This is a genomic window from Nitratireductor sp. J20-h4 (assembly GCF_056780505.1).
This window is the reverse complement of record NZ_CM165557.1, coordinates 1434492-1455842: the sequence shown is the minus strand read 5'-3', so window position 1 is coordinate 1455842 and position 21351 is coordinate 1434492. Positions and strand designations below refer to the sequence as shown.

Below are 21351 nucleotides of genomic sequence, written 5' to 3'. Positions count from 1 at the left end.
TGCTCACGAATCGGCCGCAAACAGGCCTTTCGGCCTGACAAGAAGAACGAGTGCCATCAACAGATAGATCCCCATGGAGGAAATGCCGGCGCCGAGCGCATCGGCCTCGGAGCCGACCATGATTTGGCGCAGCAGGCCCGGCAGATAGGCCCGCAGCATGGTGTCGACCACGCCGATGATCAGGCTGGCGAAAAAGGCGCCGCGGATCGAGCCGACGCCGCCGATGACGACCACGACGAAGGTGGTAATCAAGATCTGCTCGCCCATGCCGACCTGGACCGCCAGAATCGGCCCGGCCATCAGCCCGGCAAGTCCGGCCAGCAGCGCGCCAATCCCGAACACCACGGTGTAGAGCATGCGGATGTCGACACCGAGCGCGCGCACCATGTCGCGATTGGTCGAGCCGGCGCGCACCAGCATGCCGATGCGCGTGCGGTTGATCAGAACATAAAGACCGGCGGCGACAAGCAGCCCGACCACGATGATGGAAAGCCGGTAGACGGGATAGACCAGGCCCGGCAGAAGCTCGACCGAGCCGGCAAGCAGCGGCGGCATCGGCACGAACAAGGGCTGGCGGCCGAACAGGATGGTGACGAGCTGGTTGAGGATCAGAATGATGGCGAAGGTCGCCAGCACCTGATCGAGATGGTCGCGTCGGTAAAGCCGGCGGATGACCACCATCTCCATGACAACGCCGGTGACGGCGGCCGCACCCAGGGCACCGGCGATGCCGAGCAGGAAGGAGCCGGTCTGGCCGATGACGAGCGTGCCGGCATAGGCGCCGACCATGTAGATCGAGCCGTGGGCGAGATTGATGATGCCCATGATGCCGAAGATCAGGGTCAGGCCCGCCGCCATCAGAAAGAGCATGACGCCGAGCTGAAGTCCGTTGAGCATCTGTTCGAGAAACAAGGTCATCGTAGCTGCCGAAACCCGTAAGGATTGGGGAAAGGAGGCCCCGCGCGACGTTTCGTGCGCGCGGGGCGGCGGCGCGTCACAGCGCGCAATCGCTTGCGTAGGCGTCGCTGTGGTCTTCCAGGATGCGCGCGCCGGTCTTCAAGACCGGCTTGCCGTCCTCGCCGGCAACCACCTTGAGCGCGTACCAGTCCTGCACGGGATGCTGATTGGGACCGAAGGCGAACTTGCCGCGCACCGACTGGAAATCGGCCTTGCGCAGGGCGTCGCGAAACGCGCCGATATCCTCGATATCGCCACCGGTGGCCTTGAGCGCGGAGGCGATGGCGCGCGCGGCGTCGTAACCCTGGCTGGCATAATAGGTCAGCGGACGGTCATAAGCCTTTTGCCAGGCGGCGACAAAAGCCTTGTTGGCCTCATTGTCGAAATCAGAGTTCCAGTGGCTCGACACGTTGACGCCGATCGCGGCCTCGCCGACCGCTTTCAGGATGACGCCATCCATCGACGGTTCGGCGACCACCATCGGCACGGCATCGAGAAGGCCCGCCTGCTGGTACTGGCGCATGAAGGTGATGCCCAGCCCGCCGGGATGGAACTGGAACACGACCTCCGGCTTGGCGTCGCGGATCTGCGCCATCTCGGCGGCGAAGTCGGTCTGATCGAGGCGGGTATAGACCTCGCCGACGATCTCGCCCTTGAAGAAGCGCTTGAAGCCCGAAATCGCGTCCTTGCCGGCCTGGTAATTGGGTGCCAGCACGAAGGCGCTCTTGTAGTCGAGATTGGTGGCGTTCTGGCCCGCGCTTTCGTGCAGGCTGTCATTTTGCCAGGAGACGACGAAATAGTTCTCGTGGCATCCCTTGCCGGCCATGTTGGACGGGGCGGCGTTCGGGCTGACATAAATCGCATCGCCATCGAGAATGTCGGGCACGGTGGCGCCGGCGACGTTGGAAAAGACAATGCCGGTGAACAGTTTCACGCCTTCATTGTTGAGAAAGCGATCGGCGATCTGGCGGCCATTACCGGGCTTCAGCCCGTCATCTTCCACCATCAGCGTCACCGGCGCGCCGCCGAGCTTGCCGCCTTCGGCGTCGATGGCAAGCTGGAAGCCGTCGCGAATGTCCTGGCCGAGATATCCGGCCGGACCCGACAGCGTCGTGATCATGCCGATCTTGACGGGCTCCTGCGCCCAGCCGGTCACGGCCATGGCCGCGGATGTTGCCGCAGCAAGCAACACGGTTTTCGTTTTCATGCTCAACTCTCCCATTTATCTCTTTGTTATTACGGATTAATCTGGAGACTTTCCTGCGTCGTGCCGCTGACTATGCGGCGAGACGCGCCGCCTGGGTCAGAGCGTGACCCAGCCCTCCGGCGGCACTTTGCCGGGATGCACGGTGCCGCAATTCGGGCAGGTGCGGGCCTTCTCGTCGGCATAAAAGGCCTGATAGATCGGCGGCAGGTCGCGTACGATGCTCTTCAGAGAGACTTCGACCCGCTTGACCAGCGCCTGGCACTCGAAACAGTACCATTCGAAAGCGTCGAGCTGGTCGGGCTGGCGCTTCGGCTCGACGACGAGCCCGATCGAGCCTTCCTGCGGACGCTGCGGCGAGTGGCGCACATGCGGCGGCAGGAGAAAGATGTCGCCCTCCCGGATCGGCACATCGTAGAAATTGCCGTTGTCGACCAGTTTGAGGACCATGTCGCCCTTGAGCTGGTAGAAAAACTCCTCCACCGGATCGTCGTGATAATCGGTACGCTTGTTGGGGCCGCCAACCACCGTCACCATCATGTCCGCGTCTTCCCATATCTGCTGGTTGCCGACCGGCGGTTTCAGCAGATGCTGGTGTTCATCGATCCACTTGGAAAAGCTGAACGCCGAAAGCCGTCTCTCCGTCATGTCATCCTCCTTCACCTGTTCGTCTATTCGCCGTCTCTGCGCCGAAGCGCCCGGGATCCGTATTCGCAGGCCATGCCCGAGGCCCGGCCGTCGAAATGAGCTAGAGCTTTAGTCCGCACGCCGCGAAAGCCGCGCGCGTGGCCGCCTTCTCCTCTTCCGTCAGTTCCAGCAGCGGCGGGCGCACGGCGCCGCCGGCCTGACCGAGCAGGTCCTGCCAGTATTTCTGATGGGCATGCGGCTTTTCGGCCGGCCGGGTCTCGCGCAACGCCTTGCGGACCGGGTCGAGACTGTCGCGCAGCGCACGCGCCTTGTCGGCCTCGCCGGCAAAGGCGAGATCGGTATAGTCGCGCATGCGCCGGTCGGCCTTGGTCTGGATCAGATAAGGCGGCGAGGAGCACAGATAGAGCTGCCAGCCGAGTTCCAGAACGTTGTCCAGCCATTCCTCCTCGGAGGCGGTGGAAACCTGGATGCGGTCGGCGGCGAGCCGCGTCAGCTCGGCATACATCGGCCGCGGCACCGAATATTTGATCGCCACCACCGTCTCGATATCGGCAAGCCGATTGCAAAGCTGCGGGCTCATCAGATAGCCGCTGTCGGGATGGCTCCACAGCGCGATGCCGATATCGACCTTTTCGGCGATGGCGCTGTAATAGTTGAGCAGCGTTTCGTCCTGCTCCTTGAAGAAATGCAGGATCGGCGCATGGACGACGATATAGTCCGCACCGCACTTCTGGGCGTGGCGGGCGAGGTCGATGACGACATCCATGTTTTGGTCCGAACACGACATGATCGTCTGGGCCCGGCCGGCGCAGGCCTCGACCGCGAGGTCAAAGCAGCGCTTGCGCTCGTCGAGCGACATGGAGAAGAACTCGCCCTGCTTGCCGGCGATGAAAAAGCCGTCAATGCCGAGATCCTCGATCCAGTGATCGATATTGCCGCGAAACCCGTCCTCGTCCAGGGCCAGCGAGGGCGTGAACGGCATCAGCGCGGCGGCCCAGATGCCGGTCATATGCGTCTTGGCGTGGGCTTTGGCGTCTTTTCTGGAATATTTCATGGTTGTCCCGATCGATTGCGGAGCACCCCGGCCTCGTGCAGGGCGCACCACAGTTTTTCACTGGTGAACGGCATTTGCGGCAGCGTGGCGCCGCACGCGGCGAGCGCGTCGCCGACCGCGTTGGCGATCGCGGCGGGAATGCCGATACAGCCGGCCTCCCCGACGCCCTTGGCGCCGAGCGCGTTGACCGGCGAGGGCGTCTCCAGCTTGTCGATATCGACAAGCGGCACATCGGCGGCCCGCGGCACGGCGTAATCCATCAACGAACCGGTGACCAACTGGCCGTCCTCGTCGTAGACGATGCGCTCCATCAGCGCTTCGCCGACCCCCTGGGCCATGCCGCCGACGAGTTGGCCGCGCACCAGCAAAGGATTGACGACGGTGCCGGCATCATCGACCCAGGCCAGTTTTTCGAATTCGAGCCTGCCGCTGTCGGGATCGATGGCGACCATGGCCAGGCAGCAGCCGCTGCTCCAGGCCTCGTTGTCGGCGTGATAGATCACCTGGCTGGTCAGCACCGGTTCGGCCGGATCGCCGGCTTCGCCACCGACATGGCGCGCAAAATCCGGCCAGGAAACGGTTTTGGATCCGGCGGTCGACAAACCTTCGGGCGAGAGCGCGACATCGGCGGCGGCGCAGTTCAGCCGCTCCCCGCCCGCCTCGACGATTTGCGCGCGCAACCCCTCACAGGCGCGCAGCGCGGCGCTGCCGCCGATGGCGGTGCTGCGGCTGGCAAGCGCGCCGATGCCCCCCGGCAGGTCGGCGGTGTCGCCGTAGACCACGCAGACCTGGGACGGGTCCAGGTCGAGCGCGTCGGCGACGATCTGCGAAAAGGCGGTCTGACGCCCCTGCCCCTGGGCGCTGGCGCCGGTGGCGACCTGGATCGCGCCGTCGCGGCGCAGCGACACGCTGGCGCTTTCCCACCCCTGCCCGCACGGCTCCACGTAAAGTGCGACGCCGAGGCCGACGACCTGACCCGTGGCGCGCCGTTCTTCGCACGCGGCGCGCAGCGCCTGATAATTTGACAGGCGCGTCATGCGCTCGAGCAAGGCTGGATAGTCGCCCGAATCGAGCGCGTCGCCATCCGGCATCGGCCAGGGAAAATCGGCCGGACCGACCAGATTGCGCCGGCGGATCTCGACCGGGTCGATCGACAGGCGCCGCGCCGCCTCGTCCATCAGCCGCTCCATCAGCATCGCCGCCTCCGGCCGCCCGGCGCCGCGATAGATGCCGACCCCGGCATGATTGCCGTCTGAGGCCCTCAGGCTGACGGCAACGGCGTCGACCTTGTAGGGTCCGGGCAGGATGCGGCCGGCGTTGCGGACCGGAATGGCCGCGCTGTAGGGCATCCAGTGGCCGAGCGGAAAGGCGAGCCTGGCCCTCAGGCCGAGCAGCCTGCCGTCGGCGTCAAGCGCCAGCGCACCTTCGGTGCGCGCGCCGCGGCCGTGGGTGGCCGCGATCAGGTCCTCACCGCGCGTGGCACACCATTTGACGGGGCGGGCAAGTCTGCGCGCGGCCCAGGCGACCATCAGCTCCTCGGGATAGATCGAGGATTTGCCGCCGAAGGCACCACCGACATCCGGCGCGATGACCCGCACCTGCCCCATCGACAGGCCGAGAACGCGCGCCATATCCTCGCGCGCCCGATAGGGCGACTGGGTCGAAAGCCAGGCCGTGAGCGCGCCGTCGTTCCAGTCCGCCAGCGCGGCGCGCGGTTCGAGCGCGGTCGGCGCGACGAGCGCGTGCTCGACGGTCGCTTCGACCACCACTGCCGCGCGCGAAAACGCGTCGTCAATATCGCCCAGAACGCGGTCGGCGGCGACCCGCTCGACACCGTCGCGCGGCGGCGTCACCGCAAGCGGCTCGACATCGAAAGCGACCAGCGCGGCCGCGTCGCGCGCCGCCGCCCGGGAGGTGGCAACCACGGCGGCGACGGCCTCGCCGGCGGCCTCGACCGCCTCGCCGGCAAGCAGGCGAAGCGGTCGCGCGGTCATGTCCGGGAGGACGATGTTGACGGCGGTTTGACCAAGCTCGCCGAGATCGGCGGCGCAAAACACGGCGACCACGCCCTCGGCGGAGCGCGCCTCTTCCAACTCAAGCGGGCCGAGCCGGCCATGCGGATAGGCGCTGCGGACAAATTCCAGATGCAGGCACCCGTCGGGCAGGTGATCGTCGACATAGGCCCCCGCGCCGGTAACGAGACGACGGTCCTCGACGCGGGGCAGGCTCCGCCCGAGCCAGCGCGGTCGCGCCTGACCGATATCGCCGCGTGCATTCAAGTTCGTCTCTCCCCCGACATTTCGGAACGGTCGTTGGAGATCAGCAAACACGCCGCCAACCTATATGACAATCGTGATTTATCGTATGAATTAATCGGAAATTCCGATATATAACCCCGATGAAGGTGACCATCAGGCAGATCGAGAGTTTTCTGGGCGTGGCCGAGGCCGGCAATTTCTCGCGCGCCTCGCGCCGTCTCGGCATCGCGCAGCCGGCGCTGTCGCAGGCGGTCAAGGATCTCGAAGCCGAGCTCGGCGTCAGGCTCTTCGACCGCACGACGCGGCGTGTCGAACTGACGGAGGCCGGACGGGAGTTCTGGAGTTCGGCCGGCAAGGCGCTGGAGGACCTGCAGCTTGCCGTCGGCCGCACGCGCGACCTGGCCGAACGGCGACGCGGGCGCATTCGGGTCGCCGCGCCGCCGCTGCTGGCGGCCGTGGTCCTGCCCTATGCGATCGCCGCCTTCCGCGAGCGCCATCCCGGCGTCACCGTCGAACTGGTCGATGTCGGCACCGAGCAGATCGTCGAGGCGGTGATGTCGGGCCGCGCCGATTGCGGCCTGGGGACCTTTCCGCCCGGTGAGGACGGTATCGAGCGGGTGACGCTGATGCGTGACAATTTGATGCTGTTTTGCGGCTATCAAAGCCCGTTCTACGCGGCCACGACCGTGCGCTGGCGCGAACTCGGCGGCCATCCGCTGATCACGCTGACCCGCGACAGCGGCATCCGGCTGCTGGTCGAGGTCGGCTTCGAGACCGTGCAACTGCCGATGAAACCCGCCTACGAGGTGACCCATATCACGACGGCGCTGGCGCTGGCGGAGGCCGGGCTCGGGATCTCGGTGCTGCCGACCTACGCGCTGGTGGCCGCCCGCCACCACAAGGTCGCCGGCAAGCTTCTGGTCGAGCCCGGCATTGCGCGCGAGGTGGTGCTGATCCATGCCAGCGGGCGCTCGGTGTCGCCGGCGGTGTCGGCCTTCAGCACGGTGCTGCGCCGTTATGCACAAAAACTCACGCCGCGCGAGACGAACTGAGAGGTTCTAGCCGCCGGCGATCAGGCTTCGCAGGGTATGCGACAAGGCGCTGTCGTCGTCGGCGAGATCGAGCACGACATCGAAATGATTGCGGTCCGGCACCTCCACCAGGCTCGATACGGACCCCGACGCCTGCCACAGCGTATGATAGGCGCGCGACTGGCGGCCAAAACCGTCCGGTTCGCCCGCGGCAAACGCAACGACGATCGGGCAGCCAGCGCGCGGCACATGCTCGGCCGGGCTGAGCGCGGCGACGTCTTGCGGCGAAAGCCGGATCCATTCCTGGACGAAGGACCGGGCGATCGGCGCCAGGTGAAACAGGCCGCTGATCGGCAAGGCGCCCTTGACGACCTGCGGCGGCAGGGCCAGGCCCTCCTGCCAGCCATCGGCAAGCACGGCGCCGGTCAGATGTCCGCCGGCCGAACTGCCGCCGACATAAATCCGTTGCGGGTCGACGCCGAAATTCGCGCCGCGCCGCCACAGGAAGGCGACCGCCGCGCGCACCTCGCGCACGATCTCGGCCAACGAAGCCGCGGGCGCCAGCCGGTAGTCGAGAACGGCGGTGGCGATGCCGTGGCGCCCGAGCATCGGCGCCATGAAGGCCGAATCCGCCTTGGACAGGGCCCGCCAGTACCCGCCATGGATGAACAGGAAGACCGGCCGCAAGCGCTCGCCGGGCGCGGCCGCGCCGAAAATGTCGAGCGTTTGGCCGCTTTCTTCGTCATAGACCAGGTCGAGCGCCGTACCTTGCATGGCGCGCGCGGGCTCCGACAGAGCGCGATAGCGCTGCATTTCGCGCTCGAAGCGTTCCGGCGAGACGCTCGCGCGGGCATTGTAATCGCCGTCGAGGCGCGCGCGCGCCAAACCGGCTTCGGCCCGCAGCGCCTCCAGCAGCGAGGCTGCCGGCCCGTTCATGCGAGAAAGGCGCGGACCGCGTCCGCGACGGCGCGCGGCTGCTCGAGCGTCGGGAAGTGGGTCCTGCCCTCCAGCTTGTTGGGCACGAACCAGGGGTGGTTGGCGGCGAAATCGCGCTGCGCCTGCAGATAGTCCTCTTCGAAGGGCTGCGAGAAAATATGCGTGATCGGACGGGTCTGCGCCAGCGCTTTCATCCGCGACATCGGGTTGCCCCATTTGCGATAGGCTTTGGCGATCTCGCGACCCGAGCGCGCCCACATCTCGTAGTCGAACCCCGCCATCTCGTCGTTAACGTGGTCGATAATGTCCTGATTGTCGGTGTCGCCGATCCAGTGGTTGAAGAAATCCTTGCGACCGCTTTCCCAGTTCTGCCGATCCTGGATGTCGTCGATCTTGGTGAAGAAGGACTCGTCCGGGCTGACCATGATCCAGTCGATCACCACGCTGCGCGGCACGCGCTCGGCGCCCATGCGGTCGCAGAACTCGATATTCGCCCAACCGCCATGCGAGGTCGAAATCGGCACGACCCGCTCCAGGCCGAGCTTTTCGGCGAACGCGACCACGTCGGCGGCCTGGTCGTCGATGGTGAAGTCGCCATCATAGGTGCGGTCCTCGCCATGGCCGCGCCAGTCGAAGCGGATGACGCGATAGGTGCGGGCAAGTTCCGGGGCAAGTGTCTTGAACAGGCGGTGGTCCTGGCACCAGCCCGATAGCAGCAGCAGCGCCTCGCCCTCGCCCGTGTCGTCATAGCTGAACGGATTGGCGCCAATTTCGATGGTCTTCATATCATTTTCCCCGGCAGGTCCAGTGTGGCAATCAACGACGCGCCCGCGGCGCGGCGTGTTCAGATCGCGTCCGCCGTGCCAGTCGGCACGTGCAAGGCCGTCTTCATGCGCTGCATGGCGAGTTCATGCGAACGACCGGTGATGGTCAGCACCTGCGAGCGCAGCGCGTCGGGCCAGTAATTCATGTCGCCCTGGCGCTCGGACTGTTCCTGGGTGTGCTCGGTCAGCGGGCGTTCGCGCGCCTCCCAGGCCTCGAGCGCGGCGGCAATGTCGGGCGCGTCGGAGACGGCGGCGGCAAGCCCGATGCCGTTCATCAGCGCGCAGCCGCCGCCCTGGCCGAGATAAGGCGGCATGGCATGGGCGCCGTCGCCCAGAACGGCCGCGCGGCCCTTGCTCCAGCGCTTGAGTTTCACCACCTCGAAGGCGTCCCAGCGTCCCGAATCGTCGAACCGGGCGACGAGGGACGCCAGATGCGGAAAGGACTCCGTCCACAAAGCCCGGTCGGCGGGCACGGCCATCGCCGCCTCGTCGTCGGAGGCGCAACACAGCGCGACATAGAGCTCGGTGGCGCTTGCCGGGGTGTAGAGGATGCGGCGACTGCCGGAGAAATGCTCGATATATTTGTCGCGGTCGGCCGCGGCCACGTCACCGTCGGCGCGCGGGATCAACATGCGGATCGCCCCGTAGCCGAGATGCTTGCGATACATCAACAGGTCGAGCGAATCGCGCACGGCCGAGTTGATGCCGTCGGCGCCGACCACGAGATCGGCCGGGCGCTGGGCGCCGTCGGCCAGCAACAGCGTCCCGTCCGGCGTGGCCCCGACCGCCTCCGACGCGGTGCGGATTTCGACGCCGCCGGCGTGGCACACATTGATCAGCGAGCGGGTCAGGGTTTCGCGCAGGATGGTGATCAGCCGCGCATTGCCGGGGCGGTTGATCGGGATCTCTTCCATGACCTTGTTGTCGTGATCGCGGGTCTCGAACAGCGGACCGACATGGGCGTCGGCGGTCGCCTCGTCATAAGCGCCGAGCGCCTTGAGTACCCGGAGACCATTGCTCCAGATGTAGATACCGGCCCCGAAGGTGCGCAGGTCGGGAGCCCGTTCGTGAACCGTCACCTCCCATCCGCGCGCCGAAAGCGCGGCGGCAACGGTCAGCCCTCCAATTCCCGCGCCGGCGATTTCCGCCAGACGGCGCCGGTCGTTGCCCTTGGCCATAGTCGATCGTCCATTCTGCGTGTCGGCGCCGGCGCAGCGCGAGGGCCGCGCCGGGCACCTGGTTTGTTGCATTCGGTGGGAACGTTTCCAGCTTGACGCTATTCGCACAATTGAATTGTAGAGAATTTGATATGATACTTGCGAATATCCGATTGCCGACGACAGAGAACCCCGCAGCATGAAACTCCTCGCCAGCCGTCTCAAGATCCGCCATCTTCGCATGGTCGTGGCCATCGTCGACGAGGGCAATCTGGTCGGCGCCGCCAAGCGGCTCAACATGACGCAGTCGGCCGTGACCAAGGCGCTTCAGGAGATCGAAGCGCTGACGGGATCGCAATTGTTCGACCGCACCAATCGCGGCGTCGTGCCCACGATCTTCGGCGAAACCCTGGCCGAGCACGCGCGCTTCATCATCACCCAGCTCACGCATGCCGAGGAGCACCTGGCCGACCTGCGCGACGGCACCGGCGGGCGCATCGCCATCGGCACGCTGTTGTCGGCTTCGGCCGAATTGCTGCCGACCGCCATCGCGCGGCTGCGCCGCGAGCGGCCCCGTATCGTGATCCGCATCGTGGAAGGGACCGGCGACGTTCTGGTGCCGGCACTGCGCAGCGGCGAGCTCGATCTGGTCGTCGGGCGGTTGTCGGAGCATCGCGAACGCCAGGACGTGATCCAGGAAACCCTGTTGGACGACATGGCCTGCGTGGTCGCGCGCCGCGGCCATCCGCTGGCCGAGCGCGAAAAGGTCGTCCTTGCCGACCTGATCGGCTGGGACTGGATAATGCCGCCCCAGGAAACCAGCCTGCGCCGCCAGATCGACATCGCCTTTCGCCTGGAGGGACTGGAACCGCCGGCGCACGCGGTGGAATCTGTATCGTTGCTGACCAATCGCGGGTTGCTGGTCAACGCCGATTATCTGGGTGTCCTGCCCGTCCAGGCCGCGCGGCGCGAAGCGGCCTTCGGCGTCATGAGTATATTGCCGGTGTCGCTCGGCGCCACCAGGCGCTCGATCGGCATCACCACCAGGGCCAATGCGCGCCTGTCGCCGGCCGCCAAGGAACTGATCGAAACGCTGCGCCTCGTAGCCGCCGAGCTGACGAATGCCGAATCACACCCCGGGTTGAAGGATCGGCAACCCGAATAGGTTTGCTATTCCTATCAGTCATAACCAACTGAGCATTATTCCCTTTACCACCACCCCGTTTGCGCCAAGCCTTCCAGACGTGGCCGCCGGGTGGCCGCACCGAGCGGCCCTGCCCGACATGGCAGCGGACCTTGTGTTCACGTGGGGAGCAAACAATGACTTTCAAAGCCCTTGCCGTCGCGACGGCATTTACTCTGGCAACGCTGAGTGGCGCCCAGGCCGACGATCCGATCCGGATCGGCATGATCACCACCTTGTCCGGACCGGCGGGTTATCTGGGCCAGGACATTCGCGACGGTTTCGAACTGGCGATCGAGACGAATGGCGGCAAGCTCGGCGGCACGGCGGTGGAACTGATCGTCGAAGATGACGGGCTCAAACCCGGCAATGCGCGCCAGATCACCGAAAAACTGCTGAGTGACGACGTCAAGCTGTTCACCGGCATCGTGTTCGCCAACGTGGCCTTCGCCGCGGTTCCGGAGATTCTCGACAACGGCGCCGTTTACGTCAGCCCGAACACGGCCTCCTCCACCTTCGCCGGCAAGGAATGCCATCCCAATTATTTCGTCAGTTCCTGGCAGGACGACAGTCAGGGCGAGAGCGCCGGCGCGCTGGCGCAGTCACTCGGCTACGAGAAAGCCTTTCTGATCGCGCCGAACTACCAGGCCGGCAAGGAAACCATGGTCGCCTTCAAGCGGTTCTACAAGGGCGAGATCGTCGGCGAGATCTATACCGGGCTCGACCAGACCGACTTCGCCGCCGAGATGGCGCAGATTCGGGCCGCCAAGCCGGACGTGGTCTATGAATTCGAACCCGGCGGGCTCGGCATCGCCTTCATGCGCCAATACCAGCAGGCGGGTCTGCTCAAGGAAATTCCGATGGTCGTCCATCCCGCTTCGCTCGACCACGTCATCGTCGGCGCCGTCGGCGAGGCTGCCGAGGGCCTGCAGGTGACCAGCCACTGGAACGACGATTTCGACAATCCGGTCAACAAGGCCTTCATGGCCGCCTGGCGGGAAAAATACGGCGACCGGCCCGCGACCTATTACGCCGCCCAGGGCTATGACGCGGCCCTTTTGATCGCAGCCGGGCTCGAAGGCAGCGCGTCGGGCGTCGACGACGTGGCCGCGTTCCGCTCCGCCCTGCTCGGCGCCGACATTCCCTCGGTGCGCGGCTCCTTCAAGTTCGGCCCCAACCAGCACCCGGTGCAGGACTGGTACGCGCTGAAGGCGGTCAAGACCGAAGACGGCACGATGACGCTGAAGACGGACAGCAAGGTGCTGAGCGGACATGGCGACAGCTATGCCGGTGAATGCGAGATGCCGGCCGCCGAATAGGGGCTGGCGCGCCCGGCGCGCATCTGCGTGCAAAGGGCGGAAAGGCCGGAGCGGAAACGCCCCGGCCTTCTTTCGTGCGCAGGCACAAAAATCGGTTCCGTCCGAATAAGTCGTTTCGGGGAGCGGACGGCCGCGCGGCGCGGCCGCCGTGCGCGGTCAGTCGAGATCGGCCACTTCGGCGGCGTCGCCGCCATGGACGCGCTGCGACAGGGACGCCTTCATGAAGGCGTCGAGATCGCCTGACAGCACGTCCTGGGGACTGGTGCTCTCGGTGCCGGTGCGCAGATCCTTCACGAGCTGGTAGGGCTGAAGCACGTAGGACCGGATCTGATGGCCCCAGCCGATATCGGTCTTGGAGGCCTCCGTCTCGCTGGCGGCCTCCTCGCGCTTTTTCAGCTCTTCCTCGTAGAGGCGTGCACGCAGCATATCCCAGGCCTTGGCGCGGTTCTTGTGCTGCGAGCGTTCGGCCTGACACTGGACGACGATGCCGGTCGGCACATGGGTGATGCGTACCGCCGAATCGGTGGTGTTGATGTGCTGACCGCCGGCGCCGGAGGCACGATAGGTGTCGACACGGACGTCGGACTCGGCGACCTCGATGTCGATCGAATCGTCGATCACCGGGTAGACCCACACGCTGGCAAAGGAGGTGTGGCGCCGGGCATTGCTGTCATAGGGCGAAATCCGCACCAGCCGGTGCACGCCCGATTCCGTCTTCAGCCAGCCATAGGCATTGTGGCCCTTGACGAGGATGGTGGCGGACTTGATGCCGGCCTCCTCGCCGTCATGGACCTCGAGCGCCTCGACCTTGAAGCCGCGCCGCTCGGCCCAGCGCGAATACATGCGCAACAGCATGTTGGCCCAGTCCTGGCTCTCGGTTCCGCCGGCGCCGGCATGGACCTCGAGATAGGCGTCGTTGGCATCGGCCTCGCCCGACAGCAGCGTCTCGATCTGCCGGTCGGCCAGTTCCGTCTTCAGCGCCTTGATCGCGGCTTCGGCCTCGGCGACGACGGCGTCGTCGCCCTCCTCCTCGCCAAGCGCGATCAGCTCGACATTGTCGTCAAGCGCGGTGTCCATGCGGGTGATGGCGGCGATCGAATCCTCGAGCGCCTGACGCTCGCGCATCAGCTCCTGGGCCTGCTGGGGATCGTTCCACAGATCGCCGTCCTCGGCGCGCGAGTTCAGATAGTCGAGACGTTTGCGGGCCTGATCCCAGTCAAAGATGCCTCCTCAGCAGGCTTATGGCCTGCTTGATTTCGTCGACAAGCGTCTCGGTTTCCGCGCGCATGGCAGTTCACCTGCTCTTTGGTGTTGAGCCTAAGATTTCGCGGCGGACCATATTGAGCCGCCTCCACCCTGTAAAGGCGCGAACGACGCTTGAATCCGCGCGTCAAAAGGTCAGTAGAGGCCACCGCCGCCGGACGAGATCGCGCGGCTCGCCGAGGGCGAGATCGCCGCCGGTTCGGAGATGCCGAAATCGCCGCCAATGATGGAATAGGTGTCGGCGGGTCCGGTTCCCGGCTTGAAGGCTTCCATGATGACGCCCCCCTCGCCCTGGTTGGCGTTCATGCCGGTCTTGCGGTTGATGGCGATCAGCTTCATGCCTTCGGGGACCTGGAAATCGACCGGACGCATGTCCTTCAGGGCCTCGGCCATGAACTCCTTGAAGATCGGGGCGGCAAGCCCGCCGCCAGTCGATCCCTTGCCCATCGGCCTGGGCTGGTCGTAGCCCATATACACACCAACGACGATGTCGGGGGTGAAGCCGACGAACCAGGCGTCCTTCTCGTCATTGGTGGTGCCGGTCTTGCCGGCGATCGGGCGGCCGAGTTCGGAGAGCGTCACCGCGGTGCCGCGCTGGACGACGCCCTGCATCATCGAGGTGATCTGATAGGCCGTCATCGGATCGAGCACCTGTTCGGCATCGTCGATCAGCTCCGGCTCCGCCTGGCCGTTCCAGGCTTCGGCATTGCAGCCCTCGCAGCGCCGCTCGTCGTGCTTGTAGACGGTTTCGCCATAGCGGTCCTGAATGCGGTCGATCAGCGACGGCTTGATCTGGCGCCCGCCATTGGCAAACACCGAATAGGCCGAAACCATGCGCATGACCGTGGTCTCGCCGGAACCGAGCGAGTTGGCGATATGCGGCGCCATCTTGTCGTAGACCCCGAATCGCTCGGCATATTCGGCCACCAGCGGCATGCCCATGTCGTTGGCGAGCCGCACGGTCATCAGGTTTCGCGAGCGCTCGATGCCGGCGCGCAGCGTAGAGGGGCCGGCGGACTTGCCGCCGTAATTCTTCGGCTGCCAGACATCGTTGCCGATGCGGATGGTGATCGGCGCATCGAGCACCACGGAGGCCGGCGTGTAGCCATTGTCGAGCGCGGCGGCATAGACGAACGGCTTGAAGGCCGAGCCGGGCTGGCGATAGGCCTGCGTGGCGCGGTTGAATTCCGACTGGGAATAGGAAAACCCGCCGACCATGGCGAGCACACGCCCGGTATGCGGATCCATGGCGACCATGCCGCCGCTGACCTGCGGCACCTGGCGCAGCATCCAGCCGCCGGGCTCGCCTTCGCTGGCCTCGACCTTCTCGACATAGACGACGGCGCCCGGCGCCAGCACGTCGGCCGGCGACTTCGCCTTGAGCCGCTTGCCGTCGACCACATGGCGCATGGCCCATTTCATGTTGGCGAGCGGCACCGGCACCGTCTCGCGGTCCTCGGCGATATCGCCGGAAACCTTGCGCCCCGGCTGGAGCCCGACGGTGAGGCCCTCGGCGTCGGAGGCCAGCACCACGGCGACCTTCCACTCCGGCACGTCGCTGAGCGCGTCCACCTCCGCCAGCGGCACGCCCCAATCGCCGGAAATATCGATCGTCGTGACCGGACCGCGATAGCCGCGCAGCGTGTCATAGCGCTGCAGACCGTTTTGAAGCGCAGAGCGCGCTATCACCTGAAGTTGGGGATCGAGCGTGGTGCGCACCGACAGCCCGCCCTCGTACAGGGCGTTCTCGCCATAGCGGGAAATGAGCTCTCGACGGACTTCCTCGGTAAAATACTCACCGGCGAACAGATAGGTGCCACCGCGGCGCGGCTTGACGTTCAGACCGGTCGCCTTGGCCTTCTCGCCTTCGCGCGGATCGACATAACCGTTGTCGACCATCTGGTCGATCACCCAGTTGCGCCGCTCGATCGCGCGTTCGGTGTAGCGGAAGGGATGATAGTTGGACGGCCCCTTCGGCAGAGCGGCAAGATAGGCGGCGTCGGCAACGGTCAGTTCGTTGACGGATTTGTCGAAATAGGTCAGGGCCGCGCCGGCGATGCCGTAGGACCCGAGCCCGAAGAAGATCTCGTTGAGATAGAGCTCAAAGATCCGATCCTTGGAATAGGCCTGCTCGATGCGGAAGGCGAGCAGCATCTCGCGGATCTTGCGTTCATAGGTCTGCTTGGAGGTCAGAAGGAAATTCTTGGCGACCTGCTGGGTGATCGTCGACGCGCCCACCGGCCGGCGCCCCGAGCCCATGTTGCGCAGATTGGTCACCACCGCGCGGGTGAGGCCCATCACGTCGATGCCGGGATGCTGGTAGAAATTCTTGTCCTCTGCCGACAGGAACGCTGCCTTGACACGGTCCGGAACGGCCTGGATCGGCAGGTAGAGTCGGCGCTGGCGCGCGAACTCGCCCATCAGCGAGCCGTCGGCAGCGTGCACGCGCGTGGTCACGGGCGGCTCGTATTTGGCGAGGACCTCGTAGTCCGGCAGATCGCTTGTCAAGTCACCGACATATAGCGCGATGCCGCCGGCGGCCAGGAGCGCCAGCATGATGCCGATGCCGAAGAAATAACCGATAAGACGTATCATCCGTACTCCAGTCCGCAAGAATCCCCATGCGGGACCGCTATAGCGCACTTGCCGGCATCGTCACCCCGACAAAACGCTTTGAAATTCTTCTGCCCGGGCGATGTGGGTAAATTGCGGCAACGACAAGGCATGCAGCCATTCCATCCACACCAGCGCCTCATCCCCTCGCCCCCCCGGCCATGGCCGCATAAGAGGCGATCGCCTCGATCAGGCTGCCGACCGCCCTCTTGCGCCAGTCGACGTCGAGAAGCTGGGCCTCGTCCTTGGGATTCGACAGATAGCCGAGTTCGACCAGGACGGACGGGACGTCGGGGGCCCGCAACACGCGATAGGCCCCGGAGCGGTGCGGATTCTTGATCATCTCGATCGTCTGGTCGAGCCTGTCGACCAGGGCGCGGGCAAAACTCACGGAAAAGCCGAGCGTCTCGCGCCGGACGAGATCGACGAGAATGTCGGTCACCTGCTGGCTCTGTTCCGGACTTTCGATGCCGGCCAGCGAATCGGCCAGGTTCTCGCGGATCACGGCGGCACGGGCGATCTCGTCGGAGGCCTGTTCGGAGAACGTGTAGACGGTGGCGCCGCGAATATTGGGGTAGCGAATCGAGTCGGCATGCACGGAAATGAACAGATCGGCCTCGTGCTGGCGCGCGATGCGCACCCGCTCGTCAAGGCGCAAGAACACATCCTCGGTCCGGGTCATGAAGACCTGGTAGCGCCCCGTCTTTTCCAGCGCGGCGTGCAACTCCTTGCAAAAGGACAAGGTCAGGTCCTTTTCGGCCGTGCCGCGCACGCCCTCGGCGCCGCCGTCGATGCCGCCATGACCGGGATCAAGCACGATGGTGAATTTGCGGTCGGCGTCGCGCTGGGCGTTGATCAGCCGGTCCCGCTTGTCCTGGGCGATGGTCGAGCCGGCGGCCTGTGCGAGTTCTGCCATAGCCTGCTCGAACTCGCGTTCCGACGCGGCGACCAGATCGAGCATCATGCGGTGCCCGGCCCCATCCTCGTTTTTCCGTATGGCGAGTTTTTCCACCGCGAACGGTCCGTCGGAGGCCAGGATGATGCGCGAACGCCCGTCGCCGAGATTGCCGTAACGAACCTCCTTGACCAGCCCGCGCGGATCGAGCGCCTTCGAATCGAAGCCGAAAGCGGTTTCGGGCAGATCGATCACCAACCGATGCGGCGCGCGCAGCAAGAACCATTTCAGCGGCGGCGCGCGGTCGAACTCGATCACCACGCGCATGCGCGTGGCATCGCCGGCCATGCGGTAGGCGCTGGCCGCCACCCGGTCCGCATTCGCGACCTGGGCGTGCAGCGCCACCGGCATTAACACGGACAGGATCGCGGCGATGACCATGGCGACCAGACGCCACGATGCGGCGCGTTCGAAAAGGTTGGGGCGGCAAGGCACGTTGTCCAGCATCCAATTAGGCGCAGGCGAGTTATGACGGAAACCGGTGTCTACGACGCTCATAAACGACCGTGCTTGACCGAGCCTTGCCGGTTCGAGGCACTCGCTATCGCCTTTTGCCGGCATCGCAAACGGGGTTGCTATTGTCGCGTCCAAATCATAAAAGCGTCGGCGGGTCACTTCAATGCCCGAAACGTGTCTTGCCGTCCTTCCTTTGAAGGTTTTCGAAGGTAAAGAGCGACGTAGCGCGACGGCTCGAGCTTCGGCGCGCCGGTGACCCAACAGAATTTCGTCAAGGCATTCATGACAAAGAAAGCCTTTGCGTCAGGAAAACGGCCGGGTCATGACAACTCCGCGCCGGCTCGACAAGAGCACAAAACTGGTCCGGCTTGTCCGGGCCTCCATTGAAACGGTTCGACGGTCCCTTGATGGCCTGTACCCTGAGCAACGAATTCGGAGCCTCCCGCGCCGCCACGGCAGCGGGCCGAATTGTGCCGGGGGCACGTCGTTCGACGGCGAACACAATTTGGTCCGGCAGCCTTATCCGCCCCGGTCATCGACGGCTCAGCAGACTGAGCCCACCGGTGCGGATCGCTGCCGGGGAGAACAGCAATAATGCCCAACAAAATGCTCATCGATGCCTCCCACCCGGAGGAGACACGGGTTGTCGTCGTTCGCGGCAATCGGATTGAAGAATTTGATTTCGAATCGCAGGACAAAAAGCAGCTCAAAGGAAACATCTATCTCGCACGTGTAACCCGCGTCGAACCCTCCCTGCAGGCCGCTTTCGTCGAATATGGCGGGAACCGTCACGGCTTCCTCGCCTTCAGCGAAATCCATCCCGATTATTACCAGATTCCGGTCGCCGACCGGCAGGCCCTGCTGGAAGCGGAAGCTGAGGCAGTGTCCGAGGACGACGACGACGAGGCCGAAGAGCGCGCCGAGCGCAGCCGCCCGAAGCGGCGCAAGCGCGGCGGACGTTCCCGCGGTGGCTCCGCGGCCGATCGCGAGGCGAGCGCCGACAACGGTTCGGACGAGGATGGCAATTCGAACGAGGACGGCCAGGAGGCGCCCGCGCTCGAAGGTGCCCAGTCTTCGGAAATGCCGGCGTTTGAAACCGCCGACGACGAGGCCGATGAACAGGGCGAGGACGGCGAGAGGAAAGGCCCCGCGATCCCGGCGCGCACCGACGCCGATGTCGTCACCTCCGATCTCACCGAGGACGCGTCCGACGACGAACAGGCCGACGGCACCGATCAGGACGCCGGGCAGATTGACGCCCCCGCCGCCCGCAGCGGCCGTTCGCGCCGCAGAGGCCGGGCACGACAGGGCACGGAGGAGACGACCGACGCGCAGGACGAGGCGGACGGCGAAGTTAAATCGGTCGGCGCCGAGGACGCGCTGGAAGAACTGCCCAGCCGCCGCAGGGCGGTACGCAAGCAGTACAAAATCCAGGAAGTCATCAAACGTCGCCAGATTCTTCTGGTCCAGGTCGTCAAGGAAGAACGCGGCAACAAGGGCGCGGCGCTGACCACCTATCTGTCACTGGCGGGTCGCTATTCGGTGCTGATGCCCAACACGGCGCGCGGCGGCGGGATTTCGCGCAAGATCACCAGCGCTCCCGATCGCAAGCGGCTGAAGGACGTGGTCAAGAATCTCGAAGTGCCGCAGGGCATGGGCGTGATCCTGCGCACGGCCGGCGCCAACAGGACCAAGGCCGAGATCAAGCGCGACTACGAATATCTGATGCGGATGTGGGAGAACGTGCGCACGCTGACGCTTGCCTCGACCGCCCCCAGCCTGGTCTACGAGGAAGGCAGCCTGATCAAACGCTCGGTGCGCGATCTCTACAACAAGGAGATCGACGAAATCCTGGTTTCCGGCGAGGAGGGTTATCGCGAGGCCAAGGATTTCATGCGCATGCTGATGCCCAGCCATGCCAAAGCGGTGCAGCCCTATCGCGAGGTGGTGCCGCTTTTCGTGCGCCACGGCGTCGAGGCGCAGCTCGACAAGATGCTGCAGCCGCAGGTGACACTGAAATCGGGCGGCTACATCATCCTCAACCAGACCGAGGCGCTGGTGTCGATCGACGTCAATTCGGGGCGTTCGACCAAGGAACACTCGATCGAGGACACCGCGCTGCAGACGAATCTGGAGGCTGCCGAGGAGATCGCCCGCCAGTTGCGGCTGCGCGACCTGGCCGGCCTGATCGTCATCGACTTCATCGACATGGAGGAGAAGCGCAACAACCGAGCGGTCGAAAAACGAGTCAAGGACCATCTCAAGCTCGACCGCGCGCGCATCCAGGTCGGCCGTATCTCGCATTTCGGCCTGTTGGAGATGTCACGCCAGCGCATCCGCGCCAGCGTGCTGGAATCGACCACGAAACCCTGTCCGCAATGCGGCGGCACGGGGCATGTGCGTTCCGATTCGTCGGTGGCGCTGCACGTCGTGCGGGCGATCGAGGAATTTTTGCTCAAGGATGCGCGCAACCATATCACGGTGCGCACCCCGGTTGCGACCGCGCTCTACGTGCTCAATCACAAGCGCGGCAACCTCGCCGATCTGGAAGCGCGCTTCGGCCTGACGATCACGATCGAAGCCGATGAAAGCGTCGGCATGCAGCACTACCTGATCACCAAGGGCGCGCAGGTCGAAAGCCCGGTCGACGTCCAGGCGCTCGTGCCGGTCGGCGTGTCGAGCGACCTCGACGACATCGAGGCGGCAGAAGAGACCGACACGCAACCCGGCACCGACCAGGACGAGGGCGAAGGCGAGGACGGCGACAATCGCGGCCGCAAGAAGCGTCGGCGGCGCAAGCGCCGCGGCGGCCGCGACAGGGAGCAATCCGCAGAAGGCGACAACGGCGACGCCGAAGCCGTGCAGGACGGCGACGACCAGGCTGAAGAGACCGCGGCCTCCGACGAGGACGACGCGGGCGGCGATCGCAAAAAGCGCCGGCGCGGCAAGCGCGGAGGGCGCAAGAACCGTCGCGACCAGACAGCCGACGAGGAAACGCCAACGAGCGACGGCGAGAGCGCTACCGCCGATGAGGCTGAGGGCGAGGATGCGGCCGCAGAACGCAGCGAAGCCGTCGCCGTCGAGACCGCCCCGCCGGCCGATCCGGTTGCCGAAACGGCAGACAGTGCCGCGACGAGCGAGACTGAGGTGAAAGCCGAAACCGAGACGGCTGAAACCGCAAGCGCAGAGCCCGTCGCGGATACGGAAGCGGCACCGGAAGAAACCGCGCCCAAACCGGCGGCCAAGAAAGCGCCGCGGCGCAGGAAGAAGGTCGCCGAAACCGCCGCGCCGGAGCCGGTCGCGCCTGATCCTGTCGCGCCGGAGCCGGCCGCGAGCGCGCCGGCCGCCGAAAGCGCGGAGAAGGCGGAGCCGGTGGTCACCTCCTCGGTTGCCGATGCCGCGGAAGAGCCGGAAGCCGAGACCAAGCCGCGCAAGGCCGGATGGTGGCAGCGCAAAGGGTTTTTCTGATCTCAATACCGAACCGGGGCCCTGG

15 protein-coding genes are annotated in these 21351 nt (G+C 65.4%); 4 read left to right on the top strand and 11 right to left on the bottom strand.

All coding sequences use genetic code 11. The features are described from left to right. Positions 1-3 precede the first annotated feature (3 nt). From ACT2B0_RS07070 to ACT2B0_RS07050, 5 genes are all read right to left on the bottom strand, one after another. The gene (locus tag ACT2B0_RS07070; protein ID WP_473462965.1) at positions 4-918 is read right to left on the bottom strand and encodes a branched-chain amino acid ABC transporter permease; all 915 of its coding nucleotides are present in this window, start codon (positions 916-918) and stop codon (positions 4-6) included. A 76-nt stretch (positions 919-994) separates the two neighbouring features. After that, entirely contained in the window at positions 995-2164 is a 1170-nt protein-coding gene (locus ACT2B0_RS07065; RefSeq protein ID WP_473462962.1) for an ABC transporter substrate-binding protein, read from the bottom strand. 96 nt (positions 2165-2260) lie between these two features. Continuing rightward, positions 2261-2809, bottom strand: coding sequence for a 3-hydroxyanthranilate 3,4-dioxygenase (locus tag ACT2B0_RS07060; RefSeq protein ID WP_473462959.1), 549 nt, complete (start codon positions 2807-2809; stop codon positions 2261-2263). Between the two features lie 100 nt (positions 2810-2909). Next, positions 2910-3863 carry a dihydrodipicolinate synthase family protein gene (locus ACT2B0_RS07055; protein WP_473462957.1) on the bottom strand — a complete coding sequence of 318 codons (954 nt, stop codon included), beginning with the start codon at positions 3861-3863 and terminating at the stop codon, positions 2910-2912. Further along, positions 3860-6142: a xanthine dehydrogenase family protein molybdopterin-binding subunit gene (locus ACT2B0_RS07050; RefSeq protein ID WP_473462955.1), complete on the bottom strand. Its 2283-nt coding sequence runs from the start codon at positions 6140-6142 to the stop codon at positions 3860-3862. The genes ACT2B0_RS07055 and ACT2B0_RS07050 overlap by 4 nt, the downstream gene beginning before the upstream one ends. Before the next feature lie 119 nt (positions 6143-6261). Between ACT2B0_RS07050 and ACT2B0_RS07045 the strand changes: the two genes are divergently transcribed. Beyond that, on the top strand, positions 6262-7173 hold the full coding sequence (locus ACT2B0_RS07045) for a LysR family transcriptional regulator (RefSeq protein WP_473462952.1): 912 nt from the start codon (positions 6262-6264) through the stop codon (positions 7171-7173). A 6-nt stretch (positions 7174-7179) separates the two neighbouring features. Here the strand turns inward: ACT2B0_RS07045 and ACT2B0_RS07040 are convergent, their stop codons facing one another. The 3 genes from ACT2B0_RS07040 to ACT2B0_RS07030 are packed head-to-tail and all read right to left on the bottom strand — an operon-like array spanning position 7180 to position 10090. Further along, entirely contained in the window at positions 7180-8088 is a 909-nt protein-coding gene (locus tag ACT2B0_RS07040; protein ID WP_473462950.1) for an alpha/beta hydrolase, read from the bottom strand. After that, on the bottom strand, positions 8085-8873 hold the full coding sequence (locus ACT2B0_RS07035; RefSeq protein ID WP_473462949.1) for an alpha/beta fold hydrolase: 789 nt from the start codon (positions 8871-8873) through the stop codon (positions 8085-8087). The genes ACT2B0_RS07040 and ACT2B0_RS07035 overlap by 4 nt, the downstream gene beginning before the upstream one ends. A 59-nt stretch (positions 8874-8932) precedes the next feature. Beyond that, positions 8933-10090: an FAD-dependent oxidoreductase gene (locus ACT2B0_RS07030; RefSeq protein WP_473462946.1), complete on the bottom strand. Its 1158-nt coding sequence runs from the start codon at positions 10088-10090 to the stop codon at positions 8933-8935. A gap of 178 nt (positions 10091-10268) precedes the next feature. Between ACT2B0_RS07030 and ACT2B0_RS07025 the strand changes: the two genes are divergently transcribed. After that, positions 10269-11234: a LysR family transcriptional regulator gene (locus ACT2B0_RS07025; RefSeq protein ID WP_473462944.1), complete on the top strand. Its 966-nt coding sequence runs from the start codon at positions 10269-10271 to the stop codon at positions 11232-11234. 155 nt (positions 11235-11389) lie between these two features. After that, positions 11390-12571, top strand: coding sequence for an ABC transporter substrate-binding protein (locus tag ACT2B0_RS07020; RefSeq protein WP_473462942.1), 1182 nt, complete (start codon positions 11390-11392; stop codon positions 12569-12571). A 156-nt stretch (positions 12572-12727) separates the two neighbouring features. On the opposite strand, the gene prfB is transcribed toward ACT2B0_RS07020, so the two are convergent. The 3 genes from prfB to ACT2B0_RS07005 form a co-directional block, all read right to left on the bottom strand. Next, positions 12728-13859, bottom strand: a protein-coding gene (gene prfB, locus ACT2B0_RS07015; RefSeq protein ID WP_473462939.1) for a peptide chain release factor 2 whose coding sequence is annotated in 2 segments (ribosomal slippage) — positions 12728-13792 and positions 13794-13859 — 1131 coding nt in all. Because the reading frame shifts where the segments join, the coding sequence is not laid out codon by codon here. A gap of 110 nt (positions 13860-13969) precedes the next feature. Continuing rightward, complete coding sequence (locus ACT2B0_RS07010; protein ID WP_473462938.1) at positions 13970-16429, bottom strand: penicillin-binding protein 1A; 2460 nt, start codon at positions 16427-16429, stop codon at positions 13970-13972. A 157-nt stretch (positions 16430-16586) separates the two neighbouring features. Further along, a complete protein-coding gene (locus ACT2B0_RS07005) occupies positions 16587-17849 on the bottom strand; it encodes an N-acetylmuramoyl-L-alanine amidase (RefSeq protein WP_473462935.1) in 1263 nt (420 codons plus the stop codon). 603 nt (positions 17850-18452) lie between these two features. Here ACT2B0_RS07005 and ACT2B0_RS07000 point away from each other — a divergent pair. Further along, entirely contained in the window at positions 18453-21326 is a 2874-nt protein-coding gene (locus tag ACT2B0_RS07000) for an Rne/Rng family ribonuclease (RefSeq protein WP_481658463.1), read from the top strand. Positions 21327-21351: the final 25 nt, after the last annotated feature.

Coding starts and splice junctions, on each gene's coding strand:
- ACT2B0_RS07065 (WP_473462962.1), bottom strand. CDS start 2,164: ATGAAAACGAAAACCGTGTTGCTTGCTGCGGCAACATCCGCGGCCATG.
- ACT2B0_RS07010 (WP_473462938.1), bottom strand. CDS start 16,429: ATGATACGTCTTATCGGTTATTTCTTCGGCATCGGCATCATGCTGGCG.
- ACT2B0_RS07045 (WP_473462952.1), top strand. CDS start 6,262: ATGAAGGTGACCATCAGGCAGATCGAGAGTTTTCTGGGCGTGGCCGAG.
- ACT2B0_RS07060 (WP_473462959.1), bottom strand. CDS start 2,809: ATGACGGAGAGACGGCTTTCGGCGTTCAGCTTTTCCAAGTGGATCGAT.
- ACT2B0_RS07070 (WP_473462965.1), bottom strand. CDS start 918: ATGACCTTGTTTCTCGAACAGATGCTCAACGGACTTCAGCTCGGCGTC.
- ACT2B0_RS07000 (WP_481658463.1), top strand. CDS start 18,453: ATGCCCAACAAAATGCTCATCGATGCCTCCCACCCGGAGGAGACACGG.
- ACT2B0_RS07030 (WP_473462946.1), bottom strand. CDS start 10,090: ATGGCCAAGGGCAACGACCGGCGCCGTCTGGCGGAAATCGCCGGCGCG.
- ACT2B0_RS07020 (WP_473462942.1), top strand. CDS start 11,390: ATGACTTTCAAAGCCCTTGCCGTCGCGACGGCATTTACTCTGGCAACG.
- ACT2B0_RS07040 (WP_473462950.1), bottom strand. CDS start 8,088: ATGAACGGGCCGGCAGCCTCGCTGCTGGAGGCGCTGCGGGCCGAAGCC.
- ACT2B0_RS07055 (WP_473462957.1), bottom strand. CDS start 3,863: ATGAAATATTCCAGAAAAGACGCCAAAGCCCACGCCAAGACGCATATG.
- ACT2B0_RS07035 (WP_473462949.1), bottom strand. CDS start 8,873: ATGAAGACCATCGAAATTGGCGCCAATCCGTTCAGCTATGACGACACG.
- ACT2B0_RS07005 (WP_473462935.1), bottom strand. CDS start 17,849: ATGCTGGACAACGTGCCTTGCCGCCCCAACCTTTTCGAACGCGCCGCA.
- ACT2B0_RS07025 (WP_473462944.1), top strand. CDS start 10,269: ATGAAACTCCTCGCCAGCCGTCTCAAGATCCGCCATCTTCGCATGGTC.